The sequence below is a fragment of the Dethiothermospora halolimnae genome, from assembly GCF_037577855.1.
Lineage (GTDB): Bacteria > Bacillota > Clostridia > Tissierellales > VENL01 > Dethiothermospora > Dethiothermospora halolimnae.
Genome location: NZ_JBAKFX010000022.1, coordinates 1 through 14,177 on the forward strand (window position 1 = coordinate 1; position 14,177 = coordinate 14,177).

The 14,177-nt window shown below is 28.8% G+C and carries 9 protein-coding genes; all 9 read right to left on the bottom strand.

Annotated features, from left to right (window positions below):
• Positions 1 to 817: 817 nt before the first annotated feature.
• Complete coding sequence (locus V6137_RS10340; protein ID WP_425447851.1) at positions 818 to 1,264, bottom strand: hypothetical protein; 447 nt, start codon at positions 1,262 to 1,264, stop codon at positions 818 to 820.
• A gap of 64 nt (positions 1,265 to 1,328) precedes the next feature.
• Complete coding sequence (locus tag V6137_RS10345; RefSeq protein WP_425447852.1) at positions 1,329 to 2,366, bottom strand: hypothetical protein; 1,038 nt, start codon at positions 2,364 to 2,366, stop codon at positions 1,329 to 1,331.
• Between the two features lie 97 nt (positions 2,367 to 2,463).
• A complete protein-coding gene (locus V6137_RS10350; RefSeq protein WP_425447853.1) occupies positions 2,464 to 4,284 on the bottom strand; it encodes an ATP-dependent nuclease in 1,821 nt (606 codons plus the stop codon).
• 281 nt (positions 4,285 to 4,565) lie between these two features.
• Complete coding sequence (locus V6137_RS10355; RefSeq protein WP_425447854.1) at positions 4,566 to 7,619, bottom strand: type III restriction-modification system endonuclease; 3,054 nt, start codon at positions 7,617 to 7,619, stop codon at positions 4,566 to 4,568.
• A gap of 16 nt (positions 7,620 to 7,635) precedes the next feature.
• Entirely contained in the window at positions 7,636 to 9,513 is a 1,878-nt protein-coding gene (locus tag V6137_RS10360; RefSeq protein ID WP_425447855.1) for a site-specific DNA-methyltransferase, read from the bottom strand.
• Positions 9,514 to 9,526: 13 nt separating this feature from the next.
• Positions 9,527 to 10,282, bottom strand: a complete 756-nt coding sequence (locus tag V6137_RS10365) for a DUF4391 domain-containing protein (RefSeq protein ID WP_425447856.1) — start codon at positions 10,280 to 10,282, stop codon at positions 9,527 to 9,529.
• Positions 10,283 to 10,291: 9 nt separating this feature from the next.
• Positions 10,292 to 13,270 carry a helicase-related protein gene (locus tag V6137_RS10370; RefSeq protein ID WP_425447857.1) on the bottom strand — a complete coding sequence of 993 codons (2,979 nt, stop codon included), beginning with the start codon at positions 13,268 to 13,270 and terminating at the stop codon, positions 10,292 to 10,294.
• Positions 13,267 to 13,545: a phospholipase D-like domain-containing protein gene (locus V6137_RS10375; RefSeq protein ID WP_425447858.1), complete on the bottom strand. Its 279-nt coding sequence runs from the start codon at positions 13,543 to 13,545 to the stop codon at positions 13,267 to 13,269. The genes V6137_RS10370 and V6137_RS10375 overlap by 4 nt, the downstream gene beginning before the upstream one ends.
• Positions 13,546 to 13,688: 143 nt before the next feature.
• Entirely contained in the window at positions 13,689 to 14,018 is a 330-nt protein-coding gene (locus V6137_RS10380) for a hypothetical protein (RefSeq protein ID WP_425447859.1), read from the bottom strand.
• Positions 14,019 to 14,177 lie beyond the last annotated feature (159 nt).

Genomic DNA, 14,177 nt, shown 5'->3' on the forward strand with positions numbered 1-14,177 from the left:
AAATAATTTTCTTGTCAAAAAATAGAAAATGCTTAAAAACTTACTTCTAGTTAAAATTAAGTTCTTAAGCATTTTTCTTTATTTGTGGTCTGGCGAGTTAAAATTTGCTATTTTCCGACAGCCCCCTAGCTCTTCCCTCTGTGGAAGAGCTAATATCTTCCTACAAAGCCTATAAGTACACTATATTATCTAAGATTATATTTAAGAATTACTAACTATTAATGAACTGTCCCTTGCTTAATAATAACAAGAACTCCTAAAATCACTATTGTTTCAATACCTATATAGAAGCTAAAATATTTTTTTACTATACAATATATTTATTTTTTCTTTATTCTTTTCATTCTTTACATTCTTGTCTGTGTCCTTTGGAAGTTTATATGTAGTTCGAATTTCTTTTATTTATATAAATCTATATTGATAGGGGTCTTTATTTTACATAAGTATATTGATGTTTGACTGGTGTATATAAGGTGTTTACATTTGATGGTTATAGAAGGAAATTTTTTATAGCAATCACCTTTTGCCCATTTACTTTTATTAAACTATAACACAATATTAATGTTATGCATCAGACAAACTACTTAATTAATATATATTTATATATACGATCTATCATGGGGGTATTATTATGGATGGAGACCTTATATCTGGATATTTTGATAAATTAGATGAAAAACTAAAAATATATGCTATAAAAATCCTTGATTCCCTTTTTGAAAATAAAAACCAAGGATTAAATGTCAATCAAATAAATAGCATTTTTAATTTCTCTCATAAACACTCAACCAATGAGGCTATCCAGGAATTAAAAACACTAGGCTATATTTTTCATGATAAAGATAAGAGTTATGGCCATGAAAAAAGATACTTTATTAATAAAGCAGGAGAGAAGGAGCTGTTTAGATTTTATAATCGATAAATGTAATGTATGCTCTACATTATAGTCTACTGTATATCGTGAATAATCAGGAATAGTCCTTTTTTCCGTTTCTTCATCGGTTTCTTCCTCTATATCTCCTCCGGCTACATCAAGCTTATTCATTATTTCATCAATTTTTAATTCATAAATATAAACCTCTTCTGCCATCTGAGAATATACTTTTGATTTTTCAAAATCTCTAGAATCCATAGAAACCTTAGTTTTTACTGATATCTTTTCAATGGTATCACTTATAGATTCTTTTAATAATTCGAGACTTTCGCTAATATCTATGGCCTTTTGGGGAAAGTTTGCCTTTATTTGTTCTAATAACTTGTCCATTTTTACTATTTACCTCCCTTTAATATAGATTCTATTTAACATACTATAATTACAACATTAATTTCTATAAAGATTGATTAACATCAATACTGATCATTTTTGATTTTAAATATACATCTTTCTTTAAAGCTTTAAGTTCATATACTCTACATTGACAATAATTTAAAATCTTATTCTTGTAACCTGTAAATTCCTCAATTACCATTCTAGGTATCCCTTCTTGAAACATTTTCATGATAATATATTTACTAACTTTCTTAGTATTGCCTTTTAATATATTATTTTGTATGTAAGTATTAATTGTATCGCTTGATCTAATTTCATTCCCTTTATAATCTACGAATAACTTATCACTATTCGTTTGTATTCTTTCTCTTATTTCCATATATTCTTTAACTTGATATGAAAGATTATCCGGTAAATATACACTATATCCATTATGCTTTATTGTATTATTTGATAAATTGATACATTTTACATCCAATTTATATAAAATATTCACCTTAAAACCAAATGCTAAAATAAACTTTAACATTAAAGCACCAACATATTTTATATGAGCATCATTTCTTTTATTATATAAAAATAAGTCTTCTATATCTCCAATATGCAAGTTAATGTCACAATACTCTATTAATTTTATATATTCTTCATCTGATATTGGTTCTTCTGAAACTCCATAAACTATTATCTTTTCATCCAAAAGTCTATTTATGTATTGGGTAATTTGTGCTGAAAAAGATTCGTTAAAATTCTTATATGACGTCCCCATACTTTTAATTAAATTATCATTTACTATTACTTTCTTATTGGAAAATAAAAACTTTAAAAATTCAGATAAAACTGAAGTATATAGCCTAACTGAATACTCTGCTTTTATTCCTCTTGAACTTATATAATATTTTATACTTTCAAAAACTTTGCTAATATCTAGACCATTTAAAATAGTATCTAATGTGCTATCCTGTACTTTTTCATGCGCATACAGAAAATCATGAAAAATTTCCAGTTTAGATCTGTAATTATTTACTGATGCTTCTTTTAAAAAGCCTTCCTTTTTTTGATAATCTAAAAACTCTTCTATATATATTTTTAATTTCATTTTTCCCCTCTCCTTGCTATTATTTATAACACCATATTTACAATCAAAATTATAGTTTTATGTAAAGTTTTCACTTTAAACTTTTAACAAATTATTTTCAGCTAATTATTTGATTATCAAAATAATCCGTAAACACACTAGTAACAACATCTCTCCATTTTTTAGGGATGTCATCCCATTTCCCCCAATTACTAGAATGGCAAAATGCTTTATATGGTTTTTCATAGCTTGTTTTATACCCTAGTAAATCCTCTATACATTCTTCTAACATTATCCTAGAATCTTCTGCCCCCAATGCGTCAACAATGGGCCTATTAAAAGATTCGGCTTTTTCAGTTCCACCATCTCTATCATGGATTACAAAAACATTTATGTTCATTGATTTTAAATACTTGACTAATGATATTATTACAGCTTTCCCTCTGGCTTTAATAATTTGAACTTCTGATAAAATTTTTCTTCGAATTTCATCTTCAATTTTATTTATAGTCTCTTTTAACACTATCTCTTCTGTATCACCTTCCACAATTATTACTTTTTTCGCAAAAAATACTCTAGATATATAATCATCCATCTTCAATAGCATTTTAACGTAACTCTTGTCGTGACTTGAAAGCTCTTTAAACTTTTCACTAATATTAAATGGATATATATTTACATCATTATTATCATTAATTATAAAATTATTTAAAATTTGACGTGGTTTTCTACTTAGATCTATCATATATGGAGAATGTGTAGTGCATATTATTTGTGAATTTTCACTAGCTAGTTCATAGATTATATCTCGCATCTGATTAGCAGCATTTGGGTGTAAATAAATTTCTGGTTCTTCAAAACCAATTATTAGATTCCTATTACTTCTACCTTTCTTTTTAATAAAATTTTCCCTATATCTCAAAAGAGAAAAAACTGTAGCACGAATCATTCCCGTTCCTTGATAGGATACTTTTGTTAAAACATTACTCGCAAGCTTTATGTCAAACTCTGGTTTTAACGCAGTGTTTGGATCATTTAAATTAGCACTGGCATGCAACCTTGTATTAGGAAACACTCCATTAAGTATATAGTTTAAATCTGACATCATTTCTCCAAATTGACTTTCTTCATCACTAGGATCTAATTCACTACATAGTAAATTTAAATATTTTTGAGCTTGTTGAAAATTCTCTGAAGTATCTCTTACCTCCTCAAATAAATCTTTCATGATCTCAATCATTGCACCTTTCTTTCCATCTTCGCCTATTTCTTCTGCACTATCTTGAGCTGGTATAATTATACATTTAGGCAATTTGCTTAAAACATTCCCTACAATTCCACCTGGATTTTCATCCCAAACTTCCTCTGTAGTATCAACATCCCAAATCTCATTAATTAAATAAATTTGCTCTTTTTGTTTTTTTGTTAAATTTTTATCTAGTTTAACTTCACCAAGTACATCTTCTATTATGCTTTCATCTAGCCCTACTTCTATAAAATCTTTTGGGTTCTTGCATCCCTCATAGCTTGTCTTTAATTTTCGTTTATTAGAAAGCATTTCAACCATTGCATTTTTACCAACTTCAAAGGTCTTGCAATATACTATTTTAAACCCAGTAGAATTAATATCGGAGTCGTCATTGAGAACTCTACCTTTGAACCCCTTCCAATTTTCCGCTTCCTTAGGTACATTTATAAATTCTCCTGTTAAAACTATCTTATCTGACTTTCTAATATTGGTATTTGTTTCAGTGTCAAATGCCATACAAAATTCATCTTCTTGTAGCTTATTCTCCCCAGAAAGTAAAATTTCGATTGCACGTAATACACTACTTTTCCCGACATTATTCTCTCCAATTAAAAAAGTCGCATCACCGAAACTAACTGTAGTTTCGTTACATCTTCTAAACCCTTCAATTTTTAATGAACTTAACTTCATGCTTATCACTCCTTATATTTTACTTCTCCACTTTAGAAAATTTAAGATATCTTTTAATGCAGACTATAATAATGACCCATTTATTATTATCACTAATAATATTTCTTTGCTATTATATTCTTTTTTTATGTAAAAACAGTTATACTTTTTATAATCTGCACCAAAATAATTACTATTATATCCATTCTATACAAACTATAACATGTCCTTTCAAAAAAAAATAAAAAAGTAGCAAAATTTGCTACTTTTTCATCTGAATAACTTGATTTTTTTATAATAACCTATTCTTCTGCCACCTTATCATATCCATATTGTGGATTATAAACAACTTCATCATTTTCTTCATATACCCTATCAACAAATTTATCATAACTATTCGTTTCCATATATTCAGCTTCCGTTTTTATTGCTTTAAAGTGTTGTTTAGCACATTCTATTTTAGACCTTTCTTTGCCTCTAAGATCTTCATTTAAGGTACTATATTTTGTTTCAACTACAAAGTATACTTTTTCTTCTCCATCTTTATCAAAAAGTACAGCCCAGTCAGGATTATAGGAACCTAATGGAGTATCGATTTTAAACCAATTAGGTAGCTTTGCATAAACTTTGACATGGGAGTCTTTTTCAAGTCTTTTAGCAAAGGTTTCTTCTACCTCTGAATCATAAACCACATACTCATATGGATATTTATCCTCATGTAAATTAGCCTTCATCATATTCTTTTCTAAGTATCCTGTAAGCTCTTTGTTTTCAAATAATTCTTGAGTGTAGTATTCATTTTCGCCTAATCTTCTATACTTAATCCCATCAATAATCATATACTTCATTTTTCTCTGTATTATATCGGCAATTTCATCCATATATTTTTGAGGATTTTTTAAAAATAATTTTATACTTTTGGAACGAATAAGTATTTCCACAATAGTTTTTCTAGTTAGATTAGTTTTATTTTGTAAATATGTTATTATATCAGGTAACTCATACTGGGGATCGTCTACTATAACTAATTCACGATTCAATTCCTCTGCTGATGTTCCAGCCTCATTTATATCTACCTTCGCCTTAGCGTAAACTAATTTTGCTTTGCCAATATGAAGATTATCTCTTATATCTAGAATACATTCCTCTATCAATTTTTCTTCATCAAATTCCACTGAGTATGTTGTTTTATATTTTATCTTATTCCATAATTCTTTAAACTTAGGGCTAAGATAAACTTTCTTATTAAGTTTCACTGTTTTCTTTTTCGAGTTATCCTTAATATTAAGATTTCCTGCAACTTTTCTTAGTTTAGAAACTATAGCATCTTTTGCTTTAGAAAATTCATCTGGTATTTGAACATTATTATCCTTTAAATCTTTTTTAAGTTTATCCTGTATTTTCCCTTTGTTATTTATATAATCTTCATCTAATAAGTGCTCCCATAGTTTCTCTGATTTTTTTTGTCCTAAATTTTTAGGAGTATCATCTTCTATTATTTTTATGTTTGCAAAATAATGGTCTTCTACTATTCCAAATTTAATACCCTCTTCTTTTTCAATTTCCTTCTGTAACCCCATAACAAAATCTTCATAGGATTGATTGGCCATTACAGTTAGTGTATTTACATCAAAGCCTTGTATTCTCTCCCCCTCTTGATTTACAGCTAATCTTAGTCCCCTTCCTATCTCTTGACGTTTTTTAACTTCAGAGCCAGTCTCATTTAATGTGCAAATCTGAAATACATTTGGATTATCCCAACCTTCTTTTAATGCACTATGGGAAAAAATAAATCTAAGGGGTTCTTCAAAACTGAGTAATCTTTCTTTATTTTTCATTATTTTATTAAAAGTAGATTCATCTGCCTTATTAGCTCTAAGTTTTCCCTTTTTTGTTGTTCTACTATCCTTAAACCTTCCCTTTTTATCTATTGAAAAATATCCATCATGTACAACCTCAGCATCGTATTCAATATCCGTTTCCTCTAATAAATCATTGTATTTAGGCATACTTCTGACTTTTTTATACTCTTCCTCAAACCAAAGAGCATATTTCCCTTTTTGAGGATTCCCGTCTTCATCATAATATCGATAATTTGAAACCCTATCTATAAAGAATAAACTAAGTACTTTTATTCCCTTTTTATTAAGAATAACTTCCTTATCAAGATGTTCCTGTATTGTTTTTCTAATCTGTGCCCTTTTCACTTCATCATCGGATAGTCCCTTTCCCCTTACTTCTCCAAGTTCAATTGGGTCTTTACTGGAAAAATATACAGATTCGTAGCCTTCTTTAGTATAAATATCTGTAATTTGATATCCTTCATAAATATCTCTATATCCAGAGGCCTCCCATAAATCATCTCCAACAGTAAAGGTCTTAATTTTATAATCTATTTTATTACCTTTTTGTATACCTAGTTTAATTTTAGCTGTAATAGGTGACTTTTTATTATCTACGCTAATAAGCTCTAAATAAGCATCATTGTCGCTATCTTGAGAAGTGATAGAAGCAACTTCTATTTGTTTTACAAGTTCTTTTTCATAGGCATCAATTGAATCTAATCTATATAGCATATTATGCTTGTCCACATGGGTAGCTGAATACCTTAGTGTGCATAGTGGATTTAGAGAGTCAATTGCTTTTTTAGAGTTAGATGTAGTATCAACACTTTGAGGCTCATCAATAATAACAATGGGATTAGTCTGGCCTATTAATTGAATCGGCTTCATCCCACTTAATCTATCATTTCTCCTATGAATAATATTTGCCTTAGTTTCCTTAGTGGGATCTGTAAAGCTTTTTCTAAATGCATCAATATTAATAACCATAATTTGTATACTGTCACTTATAGCAAAATTTCTGACTTGTTCTAATTTTTTAGAATCATAAATAAAATAATCATAGGGAATATTCTCATATAATCCTTTAAAATGTTCCTCTGTAATCTGTAAAGTCTTATATACCCCTTCTTTTATAGCTATCGATGGAACTACAATTACAAATTTTGAAAAACCATATTTTTTATTAAGCTCAAATATTGTTTTTAAGTATACATAGGTTTTCCCTGTACCAGTTTCCATTTCAATAGTAAAATGATAATCATCTTTTTTTAATTTTTTAGTTTGTTTAATCCCATTATTTAGCTGTATTCTTCTTAAGTTTTCTAAAATATCATCTTCATCAGTAACCAACTTATTACTTATACCCTTTGTAGTATTTATCATACTCATTTGACTATCCAAATTTGTTACAGTAAAATTAGACTGAGCAAGGGGTTGTCCCTCAAAAATGTCTACAACTGCCTTTACAGCTTCATTTTGATAGTCTAAATTAGATTTAAATTTAAACTTCATTATTAACCCCTCCCTTCTATATACTTAATACTTCATCTATATCATTTGTCTTTAATAACTGAAGTGCATTAGTCTTAACAGATGAATCTTTAAAACCATTGTCTCTAAAAATAATACTAGTTTTAGCAGGTTCTAACTCATCTTTATAATCAATAATTCCTTTTATAATATCTAATGTTATCTCCTTATCCAAACATACAAATAGTGCTCCATATCCTATGGAATATACCTCTTTACCTTCTATATTCCTACTTTCTATTGGTGCTGTTAAATCAATACCATACTTTAACATAACTTCATATAAAATATCCTCTTCCGTTCTTCCTTCAACAAAATTATCCACCATGGTCTTTAAATAGTCCTCTAAGTCCTCTCCATCGGCTTCCCATTTTCTTATATTTGAAGAATCTAATTTAAAAACCTTAAACCCAATATCAAGGTCTTCTATTCCTTCTTTGTCTTTATTTTCTTCTATAATTTTATCCCCTGCTCTTCGAATACGTTCTTTACCTATTTCACATATGTTTTTATATCCTGATTTATAAGCTTCAGACTTTTCATCTGTGGGTTCTGGTAATTGTACCATTATATATTTACGATTACCACCATCTTCAGCATTAAGTTTCATAGTGGCGTGTGCTGTTGTTGCAGAACCGGAGAAGAAATCTAATACTATATCCCTCTCTTTTGATTGTGTTGATATAAATAACATTCTTTCTATTAGTTCTAAAACCTTAGGTGTCTGAAAGACGTTTTCGGGCATAACTTTTAACAATTGTTTTTTAGCTGTTTGAGTATCCCCTACATCTTTTCTATACCAAATAGTTAAAGGAGTTATACCGCCTTTAACTTCAGACAAAAACCGTTTTAATCTTGGAGTGTTATTACCATTTTTCCCAAACCAAATTCGGTTATCTTCTATCAACTCTTGAATCCTATCTTTGGAAGTCATCCAGCATCGTCCTGCAGGTAACTCTATGACTTTCCCGGAAGGCGTAGTAATAGGAAAATCATATTCAGGTGAATAAGTTTTAACGGATAAATCACTTGAAGCCCATGGTCCTCTTGGATCATCATCTGGGTTCTTATACCTTTTATTTTGTTCTTTTGTTCTAGGCAATAAGTTAGGTCTCCAAATTTCTTTGTTTTTTGCATATAGTAAGACATAATCATGATTAGCACTTAACCATTTAGCATCATTTTGTGGTGAAAATTTCTTTTCCCATATTATTGTCGCAATAAAATTATCCTCTCCAAAAATCTCATCACATACTTTCCTCAAGTTATGAACCTCATTATCGTCTATACTAATAAATATAACTCCATCATCTTTTAGCAAATCCCTAGCAATTCTTAATCTTGGATACATCATATTTAACCAATCAGTATGATATCTTCCATTCTGTTCTGAATTAGTAGAATATTTATTTCCTTCTTCATCTACTTGTTCAGTTAATTCCAAATAATTTTTCAAATTATCTTTATAATTATCCTTATAAACAAAGTCCTTTCCTGTGTTATAAGGAGGGTCTATATAAATCATCTTTACTTTATTATAATAAGATTTTCTAAGAAGCATAAGGACTTCTAAATTATCCCCTTCTATATAAAGGTTCTGGGTATCCTCCCAATTTTTACTTTTTTCTTTACAAGGTCTTAATGTCCCTGTGGATTGGGCTTGGGATAATCTAAATGCTTTATCCTTTCCATTCCAAGTAAAGTTATAAAATTCGTCTTTATCTTCCACGTATTCTCCAAATACTGATTTTAGTTTATCCAAAATTATTCCTTCTTCAGTAAACACTTCAGGAAACAGTTCCATCAGTTTCTTCTTATTCTCTGATACAATATCCACACTTGTGTTATCAAGCGGTTTCATTTCTACTTTATCCATTGAAATCTCCCCTTTATTTGTTTAGTTTGCTAATTAATTTATCCCTTTGTTTTTCTAGTTTTTTTATTTTAATATTTAAATCAATGGTCTTACTTATCTGTCTTTCCTTTTTAATTTTAGACTTTAATTTATCTATTTTTTTCTTTATTCCCTCAATACTATCAGTAATTTCTTTTACTTCATCTGCATCCTTATTTTCTAATGCTTTTAAGTCATTTTGATAAATAGATGCATTATACAAATTAATGGCATTTATAAAATCAGAATAAAATTTATAAAAATTAGCATAGGATAATTTGCTAATATCAATACTTTTAGTAAAAACTTTATCCCTATATTGTAGTTTATTTGTTTTTATCCAATCTGTAAAGATTAGTTCTTCCACTGTATTTTTACTCTCATCTACTTTATTAGTTCTTTTATGCCCTACATTTATCAAAAACGAATCTTTATAAGAAAATACCAAAATTATTGGATAGGGAATAGTGCCTTGAATAATCTCAGCAATTCGTTTGCATTTAGAGTCTTTTTCTAATATAACTTCTATTATAGCTATTTCATCATATTCCCTAATATCATCTTTATAGGTCTGTATGTTAATAGTATCTTCCTTAAATGAATACCTCCATATTATCTTATCTATACAATCTTTAAATATCTCTTTATCTCTAGTGTTCATTGAACTATTTTCATAAAAAAGTTTTTTAAAAATTGTATTTCCCACTTCACAGCTTTTTGGTATGTCCATAGCTTTATATAAAATATTCATTCTATCCACCTACTTTATTATTAAAAATGAGATTAACTCAAAATCTTCTATTCCACTAAATAAACTTTTCTGAAGGGTTGTCCCGCCTTTGCTAAATAAACTAGCTACACCCTTTTCTTCTGTTTTTCCTATAATATTATTTATGGCATCTTCTAAAAGCTCAGAGTATTTTCCCATATGTCTGCCTTCTTTTGTTTCGCTATTAAAGTGTTCTGCCAAATCATAAAGCACTTCTTCTTTGCCACTACATAGTTTCTTATAAAAATCTAATATTTTCTTTGTATGAAGGTAATTAAATCTTACTGTTCCATCATCATAAATATAAACCATATAATATGGATATAATGGATTATGCTCCTGGGGTTTTGCCAATTCGGTAACTTGCTTTAATGTAAATATTACACCAGGCTTTATATTTTTCTTTAAGCTTTCATCTTCAACTGTCGAAATAGCATACATACCCATCGGGGCTTTTTCAAGCTTGTTTTTATTTTCTTTCATATACTCCATTAAGTCCATTTTAAAATCATTCATAGTAAGATCCGTAATGCTAATCCCACCTGAAATATCTTCAAGGTCAATAACCTCTTCTTTTAATTGTTTAAGTTGTTTTTTTCTATATTCAAGATCATTCATCTTTTTCTTCTCATCAAAATCAATGACATTTTCTTCTCCTGTGGCAGAAACATCTAAAAGCACCATTCTTCCTGTTACCCTTGCTTCTAAGTTTATATATTCATCTAAATCCATATTGGGCCAAAAGTTTACTAACTGAATAAAGTCATTGGTTGACCCTAAACGATCTATACGACCAAACCTCTGTATTATTCTAACTGGATTCCAATGAATATCATAGTTGATTAAATAATCACAATCTTGAAGATTTTGTCCTTCAGATATACAATCAGTGGCTATTAATAAATCTATATCCTCTTTAATATTTGGATAAATCTTATCCCTTTCTTTTGATCTAGGTGAAAAATTAGTAATAACAGAATTTAAATCCTTCTTTTTTATAGCATTAAGGGTGGTCTTATTTTTCCCCCCTCCTGTAACTAATGCTGAGTGTAATCCATATTTTTGAAAAATCCATTTTGACAAATTATTATATAAATATTCAGCGGTATCAGCAAACGCAGTAAACACAAGCACTTTATTATTGCTATTATTCAATGGATTTTCTATTTTTTCTTTAATTAAATCTTTTATCCTTTCAAGTTTAGCATCCCTTAAATGGGTAATTTTCGCAGACTCTATTAACAATTCTTCTAGCTTGTCTCTATCATCTTCTAAATCTTCCCTCCACCTTATTAAATCCATATCCTGAAGTAAAACCTTAATTTTATTCCCTATAATCAAATCTTCATAAACTGTGTCTTCTTCATCTATATCTAAAATATTTAGTTCCCCATAATACTCAAATTGTTTTTCGTCAATCTTTTTAAGTATATTATCAATCCGTTTTAAAAGTTTTGAAATTGTCATGCCAAATGAATGTATAGAACTTTCCATGCGCTTTAAAATATTTACCCTCATCAAATTGACTAATGCCTGTTCCCGATCAGTTTGTCTAAATATTGACTTCCCTTCTTGCACCTTTATATCATACTTTTCGCTATACTCTACCTGTTTTTCTGGAAGTAAATATTTAAGAGGTGAATAGGAAGCCATATTAAGATTTTTTATCATTTTATTTACATATTTAAGGGGTGGAAAAATATTAGACTTATCAATATCTGCATATATATTTACCGGTTTCTTTCTTGTGGGAAATTTCCCTATTTCACTTATATTGTAATATTTTTCTATATGCTTTCTAGATCTAGCTATGGTTACTGTATCTAAAAGTTTAAAATAATCCATATTCATCATTTCAACAAAAACATCGACAGTCCTTTCTTCATCGGGCAATTGAGACCATTTATTAAATACTAACTGAGACTTTCTTAAAGTCTGTTCTATGCTTATGATGCCCTCTGATTGTAAAGCTTTATCATTTCCTTCTGTAATAAAAGCGATTTGATTTTTTAAGTCATTCATCTTGTTATTTACAGGGGTGGCTGAAAGCATTAATATTTTTGTTTTTACACCAGATTTTATTACTTCATTTAATAGTCTAGAATATCTCGTTACTTTATTTTTCCGTGGATTATTATTTCTAAAATTATGCGACTCATCAATTACTATAAGGTCATAATTTGACCAATTAACTGTTTCTAAGTTAATCTCTCCAGAATAGCCACCATATCTACTCAAATCTGTATGGTTTAAAACATCATAATTAAATCTATCATCTAGTAAAATATTACGTTTATCATTCATAGTATAGATTGTCCAATTTTCTCTTAATTTTTTAGGTGATAGCACTAATACTCTATAGTTTCTAAGTTCATAATATTTAATAACCCCCAATGCTGAAAATGTTTTACCCAAACCTACTGAATCAGCAATTATACATCCATTGTATTTTTCTAATTTATCTATAGCCCCAATGACTCCATCTTTTTGGAATTTATATAGTTTGTCCCAAATGATGGTATCTTTAAATCCAGTCTTAGTTTTTACAATATTTTCTTCTGTTAATTCATCTAAATAGTTTTGAAATATATTATATAAAGTAATAAAATAAATAAATTCCGGAGTATTTTCTTTATATATTATTTTCATTTGTTTTAGTACTTCTTCTTTTACATCTTCAACCTGGGCTTCATCTTCCCAAATTTCATTAAATTGCTCGATAAATTGATATGTAGCTTCTTTTCCTTTTATACATGCATTCATATCATTTCTACTTGAAGATGTGAATCCTAATCCATCAGCAGTAAAATCTACGGTTCCATTTATGGACACATTAGTATCACTATTTTCCACATAAATTAATCGTTGTTGCGCTGGGTTAGCCTTTTTTAATGACTTTATCTCAACTTTATCTTTTAACCATTGGGCACATTCCTTAGCTATATGGGCTTGATTTAACTCATTTCTCATTTTATCTCAAATTCATTACCTGATAGTTTTTTTTCAGAATGTCGATCTATGTAATATTGTCTAGTTAGCTCTTCTTGCTTTTTTGTAAAACTAGGCTCAGTAAATATAAATCTCATATTATCTATTTTATTTAACTCTTTATAAAGTTCATTATATGCATATATAGTAAAATAGGCTGAAATAACTGAAAGCTTTGAGCCCTTTTTAATACCCTTTTTTAATTCTTCCCCCACTTTGCCATTTTTCTTGTTATCTAACATCTTAAAGTTCTGCATATCTAGTCATCCCCTATAATAATCTATTTCTATTATTTTTTAATATCTATAGTTCTTTTTTAATTACTATAGTATTTTAGATATATACATTCTTCTACATGAATCAATAAATTCCCTTTTTTATTATTTGTTATTTTATATGCTTACAGACTTCCCTCACTCTTACCCCTCCCCCAAAAACAATACCTCAAATACCCACTCCCCTCCCTATCAACCTCAAACCCTTGTCCCATTAGTCCCTCCAAAATAAACCTATCTAAATTATAAGGCCCCTTTCCCTTATAAATCGTTACATCTACCATAGTAACCTTAACTTTATACTCTCCTACATTAACGATATAATCTTTATCCTTTTTACAAACATTAACATCAATATCAAATTCCCTTCCTATGCAGTCTATAACATGATTTAAAAATTTTTCATCTTCCATATTTTTTGCCATTAATCCTCTTGTCCAGCCTTGGGTATTCATGGTATTCCTCCTTTTGGTTTTAGTGTTTTTTTGTGAAATGGGTTTATTTATATATTCCATGGTATGTGGCATTGAATCTGGTCTAGGCATGCCTAGACCCTATGTCTAGTTATATTGGTTATATTTAGGTTCCGTTTGTTTTCGACGATTTTGTTATGA

Coding starts and splice junctions, on each gene's coding strand:
- V6137_RS10340 (WP_425447851.1), bottom strand. CDS start 1,264: ATGGACAAGTTATTAGAACAAATAAAGGCAAACTTTCCCCAAAAGGCC.
- V6137_RS10370 (WP_425447857.1), bottom strand. CDS start 13,270: ATGAGAAATGAGTTAAATCAAGCCCATATAGCTAAGGAATGTGCCCAA.
- V6137_RS10350 (WP_425447853.1), bottom strand. CDS start 4,284: ATGAAGTTAAGTTCATTAAAAATTGAAGGGTTTAGAAGATGTAACGAA.
- V6137_RS10375 (WP_425447858.1), bottom strand. CDS start 13,545: ATGCAGAACTTTAAGATGTTAGATAACAAGAAAAATGGCAAAGTGGGG.
- V6137_RS10345 (WP_425447852.1), bottom strand. CDS start 2,366: ATGAAATTAAAAATATATATAGAAGAGTTTTTAGATTATCAAAAAAAG.
- V6137_RS10365 (WP_425447856.1), bottom strand. CDS start 10,282: ATGAATATTTTATATAAAGCTATGGACATACCAAAAAGCTGTGAAGTG.
- V6137_RS10355 (WP_425447854.1), bottom strand. CDS start 7,619: ATGAAGTTTAAATTTAAATCTAATTTAGACTATCAAAATGAAGCTGTA.
- V6137_RS10380 (WP_425447859.1), bottom strand. CDS start 14,018: ATGAATACCCAAGGCTGGACAAGAGGATTAATGGCAAAAAATATGGAA.
- V6137_RS10360 (WP_425447855.1), bottom strand. CDS start 9,513: ATGGATAAAGTAGAAATGAAACCGCTTGATAACACAAGTGTGGATATT.